Source organism: Sporosarcina sp. NCCP-2331 (assembly GCF_023707945.1).
In the GTDB taxonomy this organism is placed as follows: domain Bacteria; phylum Bacillota; class Bacilli; order Bacillales_A; family Planococcaceae; genus Sporosarcina; species Sporosarcina cascadiensis.
Genome location: NZ_BRCD01000004.1, coordinates 64,672 through 81,157 on the forward strand (window position 1 = coordinate 64,672; position 16,486 = coordinate 81,157).

Consider the following 16,486-nt stretch of genomic DNA (forward strand, 5'->3'; position numbering starts at 1 on the left):
CTTGTATCAGGCGTCTCCCGGTAAAGTGTATTGAATATCGGTTAGTTCTTGTTGTTGTCTTTCAGTTTTTTTTCTGCACTCTCCACGGTATTCTTCAGCAGCATCGTAATCGTCATGGGGCCTACTCCGCCCGGCACAGGTGTTATAGCGCCAGCTGTTTGTTCTGCCGACTCATAGTCCACGTCACCGCAAAGTTTCCCGTTTTCATCGCGGTTCATACCGACATCGATGACTACAGCGCCTTCCTTGATGTAATCGCCAGTGATGAATTTAGCGATTCCAATTGCCACAATCAGAATATCTGCCTGTTTCGTGAAATGTTTCAAATCCTTTGTACGTGAGTGGCAGTATGTGACGGTAGCGTCTTTTTGCAGCAGCAATTGTCCCATCGGCTTGCCTACAATATTACTTCTTCCGATGATGACGGCATGCTTACCGGCAATTTCAATGCCTGAACGTTCCAGCAATTGCATAATGCCGTATGGTGTACATGGAAGAAATGTTTCCTGGCCGATCAGCATTTTCCCGACATTCATCGGATGAAAACCGTCTACGTCTTTTTCCGGACTGATGGCGCGGATTACTTTGTTTTCATCAATATGTTTTGGTAGAGGTAGTTGTACCAGAATACCGTCAATCGAGTCATCCTGATTAAGCTTCTCTACTTCATTTAACAGTTCTTCTTCAGAAACCGTATCCGGCATCTTAATCAACTCTGATTTCATACCTGCTTCTATACTGGACTTTTCTTTGTTTTTCACATATGTCTGGGATGCTGGGTTTTCGCCAACTAAAATAACTGCTAATCCAGGTTGGCAGCCTTGTTTCACTAAAGAAGCCACTTGTTCTTTCAGTTCATTTCGGATTTCTTGTCCAATTGCTTTGCCATCGATTTTTTTACTAGACATGATTTTCCCACCAAACGTTTTTGTTATTTGTATTGCATACAATCAGTTGAATTTTGATAATACTCCGTTCACAAAGCGACCTGATTTTTCATCGCCGAACGTTTTGCAAAGTTCAATCGCTTCGTTTAAAACGACTCGGTTTGGCACTTCATCATTGTAGAGCAGTTCATAAACTGCAAGACGCAGTACGGTCCGTTCGATTTTCGGAAGTCTGTCGATTGACCAGTTTTCCATGTTATTTGTGATTTTTTCATCAATTTCTGTTATATGCTCAGCTGTGCCGCGTACCAGCTGTTCATAAAAAGCATCTGACCGTGTATCGATTATATATCCGATTGCTTCGTCAACATTCATTTCACTATTATCCATTTGAAATAGCGTTTGTATCGCTTTTTCACGTGCTTCTCGTCGTTTCATATTTCTGGTCTCCTCTGCCGCGCATCTTCAAAAACTAATGATAGCATAAAAACAACGAAAAGAACTAGTAGAATCAAGCGATTTTGAAAGGATTTATAAAGGTGGGGGATCTTCGAACGATGAAGGTTAATCGATAAGATCAAAGAGCATCCGCAGGTTATTGTTTCATTTCAAATCAACTCGACGAAAAAAACATTATCCTGAATGAGGATAATGTTTTTCTTCGTATAGTTTACTCGTCGAATTGAATGCCGGTAATATGGACATTTACTTCGTGAGTGGTGAGTGAAGTCATGTGGTAAATTGCCTGACGCACTTCCCTCTGAATTTCAGCTGCAACTGTAGGAATGGAATGGCCATACTCGATAATGCAGTACACATCGATTTTCAGTCCTTCATCTGCCCACTCGGTCTTTACACCTTTGCCGTACATCACTTTACCCAATTTTTCTGCAACACCTGTCGCAAAATTACCTTGAGTGGCAACGACGCCGCCGACTTCAGTCACAGCAATGCCGATGATGACTTCCAGCACTTCAGGAGCCAGCTGGACACGTCCAAGCACGGCATCTCCAGACGGAGTCATCCCGACAAATGACGGATTTGTTTTTTCAGCCATTACAATTCTCCTCCAATTATTTCATGACGTCATATTTCTCTAAAAACTTCGTATCAAAATCTCCTGATTGAAACACTTCATTATCCATTAAATTGGAATGGAATGGAATCGTTGTGCGGACGCCTTCCACTACGAATTCATCCAGTGCACGTTTCATCCGAGCGACCGCTTGCTCACGTGTATCGGCATGAACGATCAGTTTCGCGACCATTGAGTCGTAAAACGGAGGAATAGCATAACCCGGATACACTGCTGAATCCACCCGTACGCCAAATCCGCCCGGCGGTAAGTACATCGTTACCTGCCCTGGTGACGGCATGAAGTTTTTCTCTGGATTTTCCGCGTTGATCCGGCACTCAATGGACCACCCGTTAAATTTGATATCTTTTTGCTTCATTGATAATTTTTCTCCAGAAGCCACTTTAAGCTGCTGCTGAATCAAATCAATTCCTGTGATCATTTCTGTCACGGGATGCTCAACTTGGATCCTTGTATTCATTTCCATGAAATAGAATTTCTGATTAATATGGTCGAAAATGAATTCCACTGTACCTGCACCGCGATAATTTACCGCTTCTGCAGCCTTTACTGCTGCATCGCCCATTTGCTTGCGCAACTCAGGAGTCAGCGCTGGTGAAGGAGCTTCTTCCACGAGTTTCTGCATACGGCGCTGAATCGAACAGTCACGTTCACCTAAATGGATCGTGTTGCCGAATTTATCAGCGAGTACTTGTACTTCTACGTGGCGAAACACCTCGATATATTTTTCAAGATAGACGCCTGGATTGCCAAAAGCAGCAGCTGCTTCTTTTTGGGTGATTTTGACGCCCTTCACAAGTTCTTCTTCGTCGCGTGCAACACGGATTCCTTTACCGCCGCCGCCTGCTGTCGCTTTGATAATAACAGGGAAACCGATGCCTCTTGCCACTTCAAGCGCATGATCTGCATCATCGACTATTCCATCTGATCCAGGAACGATTGGAACGCCTGCATCCTGCATTGTATTACGGGCAACATCTTTTGTTCCCATCTTTGCAATCGCTTCCGAAGTAGGACCTATAAATTCAATGTTCACTTCTTCACATAATTCTGCAAAGCTTGCGTTCTCTGCCAGGAAGCCGTAGCCCGGGTGAATTCCGTCACAGTCCGTTGCTTTCGCCAGACTGATGATGTTGGAGAAATTCAGATAACTGTCTGTTGAAAGACGCGGCCCGATGCAATAAGCTTCATCAGCCAGCTGAACGTGCAGTGCATCCTGATCGGCTTCAGAATAGACCGCAACCGTTGCAATGCCCATTTCCTTACAAGCACGAATGATCCGTACCGCAATTTCTCCGCGGTTTGCGATTAATACTTTTTTCATTTAGAATTCCCCCTTAGTTCTCTTTTACAAGGAATAAAGGTTGTCCGTATTCCACAAGTTGACCGTCCTGCACTAACACTTCAACGATTTCCCCGGATACTTCTGATTCAATTTCATTAAATAATTTCATAGCTTCTACGATACAGACGATTGACTCAGGTGTTACTTTGTCACCTTTTTTAACATAAGCCGCTACATCTGGTGAAGAAGCCTGATAATACGTACCGACCATAGGAGATGTGATTTTATGAAGCGATGTATCTTCTGCCACTTCAGCAGGAGCTGCTTGCTGAGGAGCTTCCTGTACCGGAGCAGGTGCCGCAGGAGCTGCCGGTGCTTGTGGTGCCGGAGCTGCCTTTGCAGCAGGCGCTTCGGAAACTGCTGTAAGCGTTTGCCCGGAATTTTTTTCAAGTTTAATTTTCCCGCCGTCTGATTCAAACGTGAATTTTTGAATGGATGATTGATCGATCAGTTTGATAATTTCGCGAATTTCTTGAATTTTCATCATATCTGATTCTCCTGACTGTTATATTCTTTCTATCCTTTACTATGATAGACGTTTTGCAATAAATTTGGAATAGTAAAATCGTAAATAATTCTTTATTGGATGAATATTTATCCTGTAATTCCTAAATTTAGTAAAATGAATAATTATACGCGACTATATGTTATCCTGTCAGACATAATAGTTTACACAATAATTATGGGTCTTCATCAAAACATGTGCTTGACAGTTTATTTCATGAGCAGTTTGAGATTTGACTGTGATGGCGCAGTATAGGATGGTAAGTGAGAAGATACCGTTTCCCTGCGTTCCAGGCGGACGCGTTCCGGAGGGCCCGCGGTAAGCCAACTTGAAGTGCAAAGTTGTGCTCCTAACGCTTCGCTTTTACTCGCAAAAGCCGTTCTTCTTGACGGCTCTCGCTTTGCTCCCGCAAGTAGTCTTACCTGTCAGGCTGATCCTCCCCGGAGTGGTTAATCGCGGGCTCACACGAAGTGAGTCATGCAACCGTTGCCAAGCGAACAGCGTAGGGTTCGTTTTGTCGTATTTCTGTGATTTTTGCAGAAATTAAGGCACCTGTCGGCGTACTTAAGTTGCCTTCCACTACGGTACACTGGCTGGTGTTTCAAGACTTCATGCGTGAGTGGCAGTATGAGCGTACTATTTGAGATTACTACGAGAGGTGCGGTGCTATTCTGCCAAAAAACAACATGACATATATTCCATATACCAGCGAAGGCGCAACTGCGGGGTCGGCCGTTGCTGTGAGACTGCTGGCATGTTCTTCGCCAGTAGGCTCACAGCGTAAGGCAATCCCCCAGCGCCGAAGCGGGTTTAAACTGCAACAAGATTTTCGCAATACACATGTGACAGGTTGTCAAGAACAGAATTTGGTGTTGAGCCATAATTATTCTGTAAAAACCTGCATAAAAAAGCCGGAAGCTAAATTGCTTCCGGCTTGGTCGATTATTGTTTCGGCTCAGCAAAATCCACTTTTACTGTTTGTGCACCATCCCAGCTTGACATGACATACTGAGTAATTTCATCCGCCATTTTCGTGGAGTGGCTTTCATTTGACAGAACTGTGACATTCACACGATCTTCTTCTGTACGGACGAATACTTCCGGATAGCCAAGTGCTGCAATCTGCATTTCCATCAACGCTTCAGTTGAACTGACTTTTCTCAGCTCTGCAATTTCGTTGAAAATTTCATTCTTTTGTTCTGCTGTATAATCTGAAGAAGTCATTTTTGTTGTTAGCTGTTCCACCATTTCGCTACGCTCGTTGCGTACTTCCATTCTCATGTCCTGGAAAATATATGACTCGGCAAAAACCGGTTTCACTTCGTCTGTTTTTCCTTCCTTTTCCAATAGCTTGGTTGCGTCTTTTGTTTCTTTCGTGAAGATCGCTATTCCGTCAAACGGCATCGGCGCCTCTTTCTTCACGTAGTAGATCGAGATGACTGCAACCAGACTGAGTAATGTTAAGAACCATACTGTACGTTTATTTGTTTTCAAGATAACTCCCCCTTTTCTTCATTTCCACGATGACAATACGATGTTCCGGCAGTTGTAGTACATTGGCTAATAGCTGTGAAAGCTCGTTTCTGACGGCTGGGTCTTCTGCTCCTTCTGCTACTACGAGAAGACCTTTTAACTCTGAACGGCTTTTATCCTGAGCAGCAGACATTGAGAAATAGCCGGCCAATGAATTCTCCAATTCTCTTTCGTCATAATGGAAATAGACCTTTACTGCACCTATACCTTCCATTTGTTCCAGTGTTTCTTCAAATGTGGACAGCAAGCGTTTCTCCTCTTTTTTGTTCTTTTCCCCTCCTAAGCTTCCACTGCTGGTGATGAAGAATATGCTGCCTACCATCAACATGAGACCGACTAGCAAGATCTGTGATTTTTTCGTTGTTTTTTGCATGTGTCCATCACCATCTCAACGTGACTTGATGAAATTAATTTCTACATTTGAATACTATGTAGAGCGTTCACCACTTATGACCAACCAGCTGCAATAAAAACTGCAGGATCCAGAGGCCGACTGCTAATTTAATTAGCGGCATAAAGGACTTTTCCATTTCAGCACTGGTCAGCAACTGAATGAGCAGCGCCAGCCATACTAAATGGATGAGGCCGATTAAAAATAGAAACACCGCATTTCCTCATTTCCCAATCGTCATCAGCTTGATGAATGTCACAATAAAGATCGCTGTATAGATAAATGCGAATGACAGCAGAAAGGAGATTGCACATAATACGAATAATGTGCGGCCGATGTCATCCACTAATCCAGATACTTCTCTTTGTGAAAACGGCTCAATGATCGCAGCGGTCCATCTGAATAAAAATGCAATACCTAAAATCCGCAAAGCAGGCAGCAGCGCAACCGTCCAGATAGAAAATAGCATCCAAATACTCAGATAGGCAGTGGCACCGGAAGAATAGCGGCCGATTGAACCAAGCGTATCGGTCAAAAGCGAACCGATAAACGGGATATTCTGACGTATGAGCTCCTTTACCGGTTCGTTCAGCGTACCGCTCATCGTCCAGGTCAGCGCGCCGCCCGCTGTAATGAAAATGGAATAGGCAGCTACCAGCGCGGATACAACAGCCAGTAAGGAAGTCCTCAGTAAATCAGCCATTTTCGTCAGTACGATTTCGGGCTGCAGACGTGTCAGGATATCGAGTAAAAGTGCAGTCATAAGAATCGGCAGCAGAAACTTTTCTGCAAAGAATACGGCGCCTTGTGAAAACAACAGCATGGCAGGTTGAAAGTTCACGACTCCAAACGTCGCTCCGGAAGCTAAAACCATAGCTGCTATTAGCGGATACATTCCAAGGAACATGGAAGCAATAGAATGTGTAATGACTTGAATTTGCCGAAAGCTGTCAGCAGCAGGTTCGAGCAGCAGCAATAAAATGAAGATCAGCAGCAGCAATCTCGTCCATTTTTGAAAATGCGGAAGAAAGAAATCGATAAGCAGTGACAGGAGCAGCATGACCATCAGTAGAAAAAACGGTCCCAGCACATCAGCGAGTAAAGTTTGCAGAAAATCCGGCATCGGCGTCTCGTCCGTTCGTTATGATAGATTCCAGGCTCACCAGGGAATAAGAGCATGAATGGTTTCGATGACTTTTTGAATAGAAGGCAACCAAAGCGTGAGAATGACAATTTTCATGACTGTCTGGAATAGCTGGGCGAATGCGCCGTACCCTTCATCTTTCATTTGGAGTGCCAGCAACTCGGCTACATAATACAACCCTGCACTTACAAGTAGTAAGGTCGCGTAAGGAGCAGGCAGCTTTTCCATCAGCGATAATACGTTTACGGCAAACGGAATAAAAACCGTGCTGAATACGTACATGACGACCAACAGGAATAAAGCGGTGTACATAATGGGATGCAGAGCAGGCGCTGCAAATGATAGAAGCAGTAACAGCAGATACACAACGAGCAGCTGAAAAATAACCGTCATTACATTGCCATTGACAACCAGCTGAAGAATTCAGTGATCTCCGTAAAAAATATTCGGAGAAACATTAATAATTCAATAGAGATGTAAAGATAGGCAAGGAAAAACAGAAAAAATGAAAATTCCTTCTTGCCTGTCTGTTCAAAGAATACATGCAGAACCCCTATGACCAGCCCGACTCCGGCGATGCGCAATAAATCGTTCAATTCCATCCCGCTACGCCTCCTCCATGCTCTACTCTATGAAAAGCAGATAAACGTTATGCACAAAAAAACACACGAGAGTTTTCTCGTGTGTTCGATGTGTATAGTTGATTAGGCGCGTGAGACGTATTCCGCTTCATCTGTGTTGATCACAAGATGATCACCCTGGTTAACGAAGAACGGGACTTGTACAGTCAAGCCTGTTTCCATTTTTGCAGGCTTCGATCCGCCGCTCGCCGTGTCACCTTTGATGCCCGGCTCTGTTTCAGCAACTTCCAGTACAACTGTAGTCGGCAGTTCAACGCCGAGTACTTCGTCTTTATAAGTGATGACATGAACTTCCATATTCTCTTTCAGGAATTTCAATTCATATTCAAGCTGTGTAGAAGCGAGTTCCAGCTGCTCGTATGATTCATTGTCCATGAATACATGCTCGTCACCGTTTGCATACAAGTACTGCATGCGGCGGTTGTCGATTTGTGCTTTTTCTACTTTTTCTCCCGCACGGAACGTCTTTTCCTGGACGTTTCCTGAACGAAGATTACGCAATTTCGAACGTACGAATGCAGCGCCTTTCCCCGGTTTCACGTGCTGGAATTCCATTACGCGCCAAATATCTCCGTCAAATTCAATTGTTAATCCTGTACGAAATTCGTTTACTGAAATCATTGGTATTCCTCCATTATTCGATTATAAAATTAGAAGCTCTTTTGTAGACTTAGTCAAACGTTCATTGCCCGTTTCTGTGATCAGAAGATCGTCTTCGATCCGGACACCGCCGATACCCGGCAGATAAATTCCCGGTTCAACCGTTACTGCCATATTCGGCACTAACACCGTCTCAGAACGGAACGACAGCGCGGGTGCTTCATGGACTTCCATTCCGATTCCGTGACCAGTCGAATGACCGAATGCTTCACCGTAGCCTTTTGACTTGATATAGTCCCGTGCGATTCTATCTGCTTCGATTCCTGTCATACCCGGCTTGATGTTCTCCACCGCAAGCTCCTGCGCCTTAAGCGTCACATCATATATTTCTGCCAGTTTAGCAGAAGGCTGTCCGACTGCCACGGTTCGTGTGATGTCAGAAATATATCCATTATAGAGCGCACCGTAATCCATCGTTACAAAATCACCATCTTCAATCACTTTAGCAGAAGCGACCCCATGCGGTAAAGCCCCTCTTTCGCCAGAAGCGACAATGATATCGAATGAAGAAGATGTTGCACCCTGCCTGCGCATGAAAAACTCTAATTCATTGGAAATTTCGAGCTCGGTTTTTCCTGCTTTGATGACAGAGCAAATATAGACGAACGCAGCATCTGCAATAGCAGCCGCCTGCTTCAGTGTTTCAATTTCGTCGGGTGTTTTAATCAGACGCAACTTTTCAACTAAGCCGGCTAAAGGAACAAGTTCTGCTTCTGTATGCTCCTTGTACATTTCAAACTGGCTGTAGCTCAAATGCTCTTTTTCGAATCCCAGTGTACGAATCTTCATTTCTTTTACTTGATTCGCAACTTCTTGAATCATCGTGCCGGTATGCTGAACAATGCGGAATCCGTGAACCTGTTCGTTCGCCTGGTCCATATAACGGAAATCCGTAATGAAAACGGCATCATTGCGGGAAATGATCACGGCTCCCGCTGACCCTGTAAAGTGGGTCATATAGCGGCGGTTGTATGGGCTTGTGATAAGCAGCGCATCAACTTGTTGTTCTTCCAGAAGCTGACGCAGTTTTTCTATCTTCATGATTCTCTCTCCTTTCGTTTTAGCAGAAACGCATGGAAGGCGAGATCATACCCGTCTGTTCCGAATCCGCAGAGCTGTCCGGCTGCGACTGGCGCAATGACGGAAGTGTGGCGGAATTCTTCACGTGTATGTATGTTTGAGATATGGACTTCAATGACGGGAACAGAAATTGAAGCAATGGCATCCCGCAGCGCAATGCTGTAATGCGTGAATGCACCGGGATTAAAGATAATGCCGTCAATTTCGTTGTCACCTGCATCATGGATCCTGTTGATCAGTTCCCCTTCAATATTCGACTGGTAACAAGATACCGTTACATCCGCTTCTTCAGCCAGGCGCTGTATCCTGTTTTCAATATCTTCCAGTGTTTCTGCACCGTATATATCAGGTTCCCTTTTGCCGAGACGGTTTAAATTCGGACCGTTCAATAACAGAAGTTCCATCCAATCTCCCCCCACTCATTTTTCTTTCCTATTTTAGCACAATGAGTAGGCCGGACAAACTATTTCATTTATTATCCTAAAGTTTTTCTTACATAAACGGACGTGCCGATGACAAATCGGATGATCATGGCAAGCAGACAGGCAAATGGAATAGAAAGTTTTTTGATGAATTGAGCCATTGTCATATCGGGTTTTACATAAATCGTCCATTCGACAGCGAAAATGGCTATGGCGGTGAAGACGAGTGAGGAAATGACTGGCGGAATTTTATATGTGAAAAGTGCAATCATATATAACAGGAAAAATAGCACGAAACAAATGATGCCCAGCATTAGCCATTTTACCCATTCGGGTGAATCAATGAATAGGTGGAACCTCTTCGTCCAGCCTATTGGTGACCATTTGATGAATTTGAAGACTTGCAGAAATTTCATTGAGAAAACAGACAGTACAGCGGCCATTAAAGCTGTGAGAACGTGCGTCGTGGTAATGCGCATAGTGATCCCTCCCCTGACAGTGTGAGTTTTTTTGGATTTTTTTAAACATCTGAATGGTGCATTGTCCGATTTTTTAGTACACTAGTGATATCGTTACTAACGAAAGAAAGTGTGGGTATGTAATGAGTGAATCCAAAACTCCTCCTGCATACGGAGGACAGGCGCTTATAGAAGGAGTCATGTTCGGCGGAAAACAAGATACCGTTACTGCTATTCGCAGGAAAGATGATTCCATTGAGTATTTTCATGTACCAAGAGAACAGCATCCGGTGAGGCAAAAACTGAAAAAAATTCCTTTAATCCGGGGCATTGTGGCCTTGATTGAATCGGCCGGGAACGGTTCCAGGCATTTAACCTTTGCAAGTGACCGGTATGATGTGATGCCAGGTGAGGAAGATGAGCAGCAGACAGAAGAAGAAACATCAAAATTAGTGATGATTCTCGGCGTGGCCGCAGTCGGCGTGCTGACCTTTTTATTCAGTAAATTCGTCTTCACGTTAGTACCTGTTTTCCTGGCGGAGTTATTTCAATCAGTGGCTCCCGGAAAGACCGCCCAGATTATGCTGGAGAGTTTCTTTAAACTGACTCTGCTGCTGACGTATATTGGCCTGATTTCGATGACGCCTCTGATCAAACGCGTATTTCAGTATCATGGCGCAGAACATAAAGTTATCAACAATTATGAGAACAACTTAGAAATGACCGTAGAAAATGTCCAGTCCCAATCCCGTTTACACTACCGGTGCGGCAGCAGTTTCCTATTGTTCACCGTCATTGTCGGAATGTTTATCTACTTCCTCGTGCCGACTGATCCGCTCTGGCTGCGCGTAGTGAACCGGATACTCTTAATTCCTGTAGTTCTCGGCATTTCATTTGAAGTGCTTCAGCTGACGAACTCGGTCCGAAATGTGCCGGTACTTCGTTATTTAGGCTACCCCGGTCTTTGGCTGCAGCTGCTGACTACAAAAGAACCGGATGACAAGCAGGTGGAAGTGGCAATTGCTTCCTTTGAGAAATTATTGGAAATTGAAGAGCACGGTGTCGGTGTCCTGAATAAAGAAGTTGCAGTAGAAACAGAATCAGCAGACGAACAGAAACCTGTGTCGATGCTGTCTTAATGAAAATAACACCCCGCAAGTCAGTCAACTGACTTACGGGGTGTTTTGATTTTACGGAGACTGATATGATACTATTAACTAAATTCAGATATATTTTCATTCTTACTGCCTTGCTTGAAGCTTTATGTATACCATGCATGATCCATCTTTTTTATTGTATTGAGCTGTTTCAGTGTAGAGGAGGTATTATACGAGTGTAAAACTACCCTAATAAAATTGATTACAATTTAATTTAAAAGGGGTAGTAAGAATGAAGAATAAATCGTTTCGTTTTCTTTGGTTAGGTCAGTCTCTGGCTAATCTTGGCGATGTTTTTTATATCGTAGGGATTATTTCTATCTTGTACATTCAGACTGAGTCACCATTTATTTTAGCTTTAGTGCCTTTCATCAATATGTTTGGCCGGTTTATAAGCGGAATCATTTCCCCATGGCTGCTGAATCGTTATCCGTTAAAAAGGCTGTTAGTTTATTCACAGACAGGCAAGACCGTTTTGCTAAGCTTTCTGGTCCTTTTTTTGATGACTGAAGCTAAACTGATTGTTTTCGTTATTTTGTTTTTTGTAGGTGCCATTGCCTTTCTGGATGGCTGGGCAGCGCCTGCAAGTCATGCTATGCTGCCGCGGATTGTTCAAAAAGAACAGCTCGTGAAAGCAAACAGCTTCTTTTCCATTGTTTCTGAAACAGTGAATTTAGGCGGCTGGGCTCTCGGCGGTATTTTCGTTGCATTGGCTGGCGGGAAGCTCGTGATTTTGAGTACGCTGGGCTTTTATATCATATCCACTTTCATGATGTTCGGGATTTTGGATCCAGTACCTTTTCATCGAAAGGCTACTAATGGAAAACAAAGCGGTGAGCTGACTGAAGGCTGGAAAATCATTTGGAAAAACCCGCTTTTCAGAAGTCTGCATGTAATTATAGTGTTCGAGGCGATTGCTAACGTGGTTTGGATTGCTTCTATTCTATATATTTTTGTGGCGGAAGTGCTGAATCAGACAGAAGCTTGGTGGGGCTACATCAATACTGCGTTTTTTGCTGGCATGATTATTGGCGGTATCATTTGTTCACGATACGCAGCTAGGATTGAGAGTAATCTTAGACAATTGCTGATTTTATTTTCATTCGGCATTAGTATGGTTACGCTTCTTTTTGGACTGACGGCTATACCCTGGATTTCAATCATAATCGTCATACTAAATGGGGTTGTCCAGCAAGTGAAAAGCATTGTAAGTGAGACATTGCTCCAAAAATCAGCAACAGTTGAAGAACTCCCTAAAATTTATGCAGTGCAAAGCGCTGTAATTTCCTTGTTATTTGGTATTTCCTCACTTGGCTTCGGGGCGGTGGCGGAGATGATGGACATACGAATCACATTTATCTTAGCCGCTGCTTTGTTGGCTGCCGGAGCTGTCTATGCAGTCATCCGACGCCGGGATTTTATGATTACAGCTGAATAAACGGTAAAAAGCCGTATGAGATGTGACGTTCACTCTCATACGGCTTTTCGTTATTTAAATTGCACTTTTTATAATCCGCATTTTAATTGCGCCTGGCAGTTTGTACATGTATTACATCCGCCGATTTCTTCTACCGTACCTTGTCGGCAGACCGGACATGTATCGCCTACTTCAGAACCGATCGTAACGTTTGTTGAACGCAATGCCTGAATCGTGTTGACGAGCACGACTTTTGGCTGTTCCATTACTTCTACCGCTTCTTCTGTATCCGGAATATTATCTTCCGCTTTCAGAGTCAGAACCTGCGAATCACGGCTGCCGTCTACGTAAACTGTGCCGCCTTTTGCTCCGCCTTTATACAGTCTTTCATAAACGCTCTCCACCTGCTTAACGGTATAGCCTCTTGGCGCGTTAACCGTTTTAGAGATGGAGCTGTCAATCCAGCGCTGGATGATGCACTGCACATCAGCATGTGCTTCCGGTGCGAGCTCCATAGATGAAATAAACCATTTCGGCAAGTTATCCGGATCTGCGTCTGGATTGCTCTGCAAATACTCTTCCACGATTTCCGCTTTCACTTCGATAAATTTACCGAGACGTCCGCTGCGGTAATACGTAAAGGAGAAATAAGGTTCAAGACCTGTGGAAACTCCTACCATTGTTCCAGTAGATCCCGTTGGAGCAACAGTCAGTAGATGAGAGTTTCTAATACCGTGTTCAAGTATCGCTTCCCGAATATCTTCAGGCATACGTTTCATGAAACCAGTATTAATAAATGCATGACGCAATGCTTTTGTTTCTTCGTCTGTCTTACCAATCAAGAACGGGAAACTTCCTTTTTCTTTCGCCAATTCAATTGATTCGCGGTAAGCTGTTGTCGCAATAGCTTCAAATACTTCATCGACCAATTGATTGCCTTCAGGAGATCCGTATTCTTTTTCACAATAAATGTGCAGATCGGCAAGCCCCATCACACCAAGTCCTACACGGCGTTCACCGAGAGCCTGCACTTTGTTATCTTCCAGGAAATACGGAGTAGCATCGATTACGTTATCCTGCATGCGTACGCCGGTTTTTACTGTTTCTTTTAGTTTATTGAAGTTCACAGTTTTTGTTTCTTTATCCGCCATTTCAGCGAGGTTGACCGCTGCTAAATTGCAGACGGAATATGGTGCGAGTGGTTGTTCCAATTTGTTATCCTAAAGGCTTTTTATCCCTTAGTTCTTACAGTTCAATTTCTGTAAGTTCAGCATACATTTTCACTGCATTTATTACAGTGTTGCGGTCTCGTGCCTGGGTTATAGTCTGTTGTATCAACAGGATCACCAGGTATGCGTTGCCCCTGACCAAAACTTTACTTCTGGCCTTCGGTTCGGATTGGCAAGTATAATTAATTTGAAAATCTACTTACATATTCGAGAAGAAACTCATGAAATTCTTCCATATTTCTAATCCCTTTTAAATTATTACAATCACTACAGGAAATTGAAATATTATTAATTTCATGTCTTCCTTCTCTAGAAAGAGGTTGCTTATGATCAAATACAATGTTTTCGCGTTTTAGTGGTATTTTGCAATATTGGCAATGTGGATCCGTATCATAGAGTAACTTTAATTCCACTCCTGAAATTGGCTTAGAGTTGATAATTACTTCTGCAGCAATTCCAGTCCTTCTTCCCTTGGCGTTGTTAAGACTGTATGATCTAACTCTCCAAAAAGATATATGATCGTTTTCAGCCCACTTAGCTTTAGAATAAGTCGAGTGGCTCTTCTTACATACCTTACATTGTTGCCTATATCCATCTCTGCTATCTTTTCGTTTTTCGAATTCATTAACAGATTTAGTAACACCACACGCTTTACATATTTTTTTCATAGACCCCTCGTCAATTTAATTTTTAATTTAATTATACTGTTTCTCAGCTTTCCCGCTTCATCCCGCAATTTTTAACGTGAGGCGAATTCCACCACACGGATTGGTTGCTACAACTTGCTGTCCATACGCTTTTGCATTCGTTTCATCATTCGCATTATCTATAAAGAAAATGCCCGGTTCCGCGGAGTATGTTGCACAAATATTGATCAGATCCCATAATGCGCGGGCTTTAATAGTACGGTAGACACGAACTTCGTGACCAAGACGCTCCCATTCGCGTACATCGCCAACTTCATGCCACTGCTCATTATAATGCTTCATTTCTTTAGGTGAATAATTTTCTACAGCCGGGAAACGAAGATCATAATCAGCATCTTCTTCTACAGCTTTCATAAAATCATCCGTCAATGTCACTGAAATATTTGCACCTGTCAGGAATTCAGGATTATGAACGGAGTACGTTCCGCCATCCTGAAGCTTCAGCTCTGCATCACGAATAATGGCAGGATTGAAACCGCCTTGGCCGGCGATGTGTTTATAATTCATAATCCCTTGATACATCGCTTCTTCTTGCGCTGTCAGTGGCTTGAAATTCAATTTTTCATTCGCAAGTTTCTTAATTAACTCTTCTTCTGTGTTTTCGATCAAATACCGCAAAATTCGCGGATTCTGCATCTTGGAAATGATGAATTCGCAGATGTCGGGGTGCCAGTTGGACAACATAATCATTTGAGCCATTTCGTTGCGTTGATTCGCTTGATCAACTCTCTATGTCGCCATAGAGTTCAGACCATATCTTACACCTTCATGGTGTCCTCGCACTTCGAGTTCGCTTGAACCCTACTCTACTCGCTTCTGCTTCTGCATGCTTTCGATGGTCGTTGAACCTTCCTCATAACAATTGTCTTAGAGGCTTGGCTGCTGATTGTCTTTAACCACTTGTTGTTTTCAAGCATTCACGTTCACCGTTTCCGGTCACGTTGTAGCCAACAAGTCATAAAAGAGTTTCCAGCAATTCACGAGGTTAGTTTATAGACGAGGCACTTCTTTTTACCACGTCTTGACCCGCCCTGTTCCACAAGATGTGTTAATTTCGCAATATCATCCAGCCAGGAAACTGAACCGGATGATTTGCCGTTTACTCCGCGTGCGAGTGTGTTGCGCGGACGCAATGTGGAACCATTTGTGCCAACACCGCCGCCGCGGCTCATGATCTCCATCACTTGCTTGCGGTGATCGGAAATTCCTTCACGGGAATCAGGCACAAACGGCATGACGTAGCAGTTGAAGAAAGTTACGTCCGTATCCGAACCTGCTCCGTACAGAACTCGTCCCGCCGGAATGAAATTCAGAGATCGAAGCTGGTCATAGAACATGTCGTATGACCGAGTTCTTTGATCTTCCGTTTTCTCTACAGAAGCAAGCCCTGTCGCGTTACGCATCGCAATCTGTTCATAAAACACTTCGAGCGGCTTTTCCAATACATCCAATGGCCGTGTAATTGTGCCGCGCTGCTGCTCTTCTGCATCATCAATAGAAGATCTGAACTCTTCTTCGATCCAGATGTCTGCTTTCCCTTCAGCCTTGTCCAATTTCACAATATAACCTAAACCGCGTGCCGGAAATTTAGGATCTTCGCGCACAGTCAGTACGACGAAATCTCCTTCTTTCAGCGTTTTCTTTTCCGTATCCTTAAATGAATAACGGTCGATCATCACCAGACGTGATACCCCGCTGTGTGTCAGCTTCATATCATCTGTAGTCGGATGTACTTGCGGAAACTTTGATATGTCCTCATTCAACTGCTGTTTGTTCAAAAATGGTTCACCCTGTTTAGAGATCGTTACCATATA

18 protein-coding genes and 3 pseudogenes are annotated in these 16,486 nt (G+C 43.6%); 2 read left to right on the forward strand and 19 right to left on the reverse strand.

Annotation, left to right across the window (positions count from 1 at the left end):
* Positions 1-41: 41 nt before the first annotated feature.
* From folD to NCCP2331_RS03625, 15 genes are all read right to left on the reverse strand, one after another.
* Entirely contained in the window at positions 42-908 is an 867-nt protein-coding gene (gene folD, locus NCCP2331_RS03555) for a bifunctional methylenetetrahydrofolate dehydrogenase/methenyltetrahydrofolate cyclohydrolase FolD (protein ID WP_251668570.1), read from the reverse strand.
* Between the two features lie 42 nt (positions 909-950).
* A complete protein-coding gene (gene nusB / locus NCCP2331_RS03560; protein WP_153722369.1) occupies positions 951-1,325 on the reverse strand; it encodes a transcription antitermination factor NusB in 375 nt (124 codons plus the stop codon).
* Between the two features lie 232 nt (positions 1,326-1,557).
* A complete protein-coding gene (locus NCCP2331_RS03565; protein ID WP_153722368.1) occupies positions 1,558-1,944 on the reverse strand; it encodes an Asp23/Gls24 family envelope stress response protein in 387 nt (128 codons plus the stop codon).
* Between the two features lie 16 nt (positions 1,945-1,960).
* Positions 1,961-3,307 (reverse strand): acetyl-CoA carboxylase biotin carboxylase subunit, encoded by a 1,347-nt coding sequence (accC, locus tag NCCP2331_RS03570; RefSeq protein ID WP_153722367.1) that lies wholly within the window; start codon positions 3,305-3,307, stop codon positions 1,961-1,963.
* A 13-nt stretch (positions 3,308-3,320) separates the two neighbouring features.
* Positions 3,321-3,815 (reverse strand): acetyl-CoA carboxylase biotin carboxyl carrier protein, encoded by a 495-nt coding sequence (gene accB / locus NCCP2331_RS03575; RefSeq protein WP_153722366.1) that lies wholly within the window; start codon positions 3,813-3,815, stop codon positions 3,321-3,323.
* Between the two features lie 960 nt (positions 3,816-4,775).
* A complete protein-coding gene (locus NCCP2331_RS03580; protein WP_153722365.1) occupies positions 4,776-5,327 on the reverse strand; it encodes a SpoIIIAH-like family protein in 552 nt (183 codons plus the stop codon).
* The gene (locus tag NCCP2331_RS03585) at positions 5,314-5,739 is read right to left on the reverse strand and encodes a hypothetical protein (protein ID WP_251668572.1); all 426 of its coding nucleotides are present in this window, start codon (positions 5,737-5,739) and stop codon (positions 5,314-5,316) included. Before NCCP2331_RS03585 ends, NCCP2331_RS03580 begins: the two co-directional genes overlap by 14 nt.
* A gap of 67 nt (positions 5,740-5,806) precedes the next feature.
* Entirely contained in the window at positions 5,807-5,971 is a 165-nt protein-coding gene (locus NCCP2331_RS03590) for a hypothetical protein (RefSeq protein ID WP_153722363.1), read from the reverse strand.
* Between the two features lie 9 nt (positions 5,972-5,980).
* Positions 5,981-6,880 (reverse strand): stage III sporulation protein AE, encoded by a 900-nt coding sequence (locus NCCP2331_RS03595; protein WP_153722362.1) that lies wholly within the window; start codon positions 6,878-6,880, stop codon positions 5,981-5,983.
* Positions 6,881-6,916: 36 nt separating this feature from the next.
* Positions 6,917-7,294: a stage III sporulation AC/AD family protein gene (locus NCCP2331_RS03600; protein WP_153722361.1), complete on the reverse strand. Its 378-nt coding sequence runs from the start codon at positions 7,292-7,294 to the stop codon at positions 6,917-6,919.
* Positions 7,294-7,503 (reverse strand): hypothetical protein, encoded by a 210-nt coding sequence (locus tag NCCP2331_RS03605; protein ID WP_029054553.1) that lies wholly within the window; start codon positions 7,501-7,503, stop codon positions 7,294-7,296. The genes NCCP2331_RS03600 and NCCP2331_RS03605 overlap by 1 nt, the downstream gene beginning before the upstream one ends.
* A gap of 102 nt (positions 7,504-7,605) precedes the next feature.
* Positions 7,606-8,163, reverse strand: a complete 558-nt coding sequence (gene efp / locus NCCP2331_RS03610; RefSeq protein ID WP_153722360.1) for an elongation factor P — start codon at positions 8,161-8,163, stop codon at positions 7,606-7,608.
* Between the two features lie 21 nt (positions 8,164-8,184).
* Positions 8,185-9,243, reverse strand: coding sequence for a M24 family metallopeptidase (locus NCCP2331_RS03615; protein ID WP_251668574.1), 1,059 nt, complete (start codon positions 9,241-9,243; stop codon positions 8,185-8,187).
* The gene (gene aroQ, locus NCCP2331_RS03620) at positions 9,240-9,686 is read right to left on the reverse strand and encodes a type II 3-dehydroquinate dehydratase (RefSeq protein ID WP_251668577.1); all 447 of its coding nucleotides are present in this window, start codon (positions 9,684-9,686) and stop codon (positions 9,240-9,242) included. Before aroQ ends, NCCP2331_RS03615 begins: the two co-directional genes overlap by 4 nt.
* A gap of 71 nt (positions 9,687-9,757) precedes the next feature.
* Entirely contained in the window at positions 9,758-10,183 is a 426-nt protein-coding gene (locus NCCP2331_RS03625; protein WP_251668579.1) for a hypothetical protein, read from the reverse strand.
* 122 nt (positions 10,184-10,305) lie between these two features.
* Here NCCP2331_RS03625 and NCCP2331_RS03630 point away from each other — a divergent pair, with 122 nt between their 5' ends.
* Together NCCP2331_RS03630 and NCCP2331_RS03635 are read left to right on the forward strand one after the other, a co-directional pair.
* The gene (locus NCCP2331_RS03630; protein WP_251668582.1) at positions 10,306-11,301 is read left to right on the forward strand and encodes a DUF1385 domain-containing protein; all 996 of its coding nucleotides are present in this window, start codon (positions 10,306-10,308) and stop codon (positions 11,299-11,301) included.
* 250 nt (positions 11,302-11,551) lie between these two features.
* Positions 11,552-12,757, forward strand: coding sequence for an MFS transporter (locus NCCP2331_RS03635; protein WP_251668584.1), 1,206 nt, complete (start codon positions 11,552-11,554; stop codon positions 12,755-12,757).
* Positions 12,758-12,825: 68 nt separating this feature from the next.
* Here NCCP2331_RS03635 and NCCP2331_RS03640 read toward each other — a convergent pair.
* The 4 genes and pseudogenes from NCCP2331_RS03640 to NCCP2331_RS03655 form a co-directional block, all read right to left on the reverse strand.
* A pseudogene (locus NCCP2331_RS03640) lies at positions 12,826-13,944 on the reverse strand (vitamin B12-dependent ribonucleotide reductase); the annotation flags it as partial.
* A gap of 203 nt (positions 13,945-14,147) precedes the next feature.
* Positions 14,148-14,633 carry an HNH endonuclease gene (locus NCCP2331_RS03645; protein WP_251668586.1) on the reverse strand — a complete coding sequence of 162 codons (486 nt, stop codon included), beginning with the start codon at positions 14,631-14,633 and terminating at the stop codon, positions 14,148-14,150.
* Between the two features lie 90 nt (positions 14,634-14,723).
* Positions 14,724-15,389 (reverse strand): annotated as a pseudogene (locus NCCP2331_RS03650) (vitamin B12-dependent ribonucleotide reductase); the annotation flags it as partial.
* 278 nt (positions 15,390-15,667) lie between these two features.
* Positions 15,668-16,483: pseudogene (locus NCCP2331_RS03655) on the reverse strand (ribonucleotide reductase N-terminal alpha domain-containing protein); the annotation flags it as partial.
* Between the last annotated feature and the right edge of the window lie 3 nt (positions 16,484-16,486).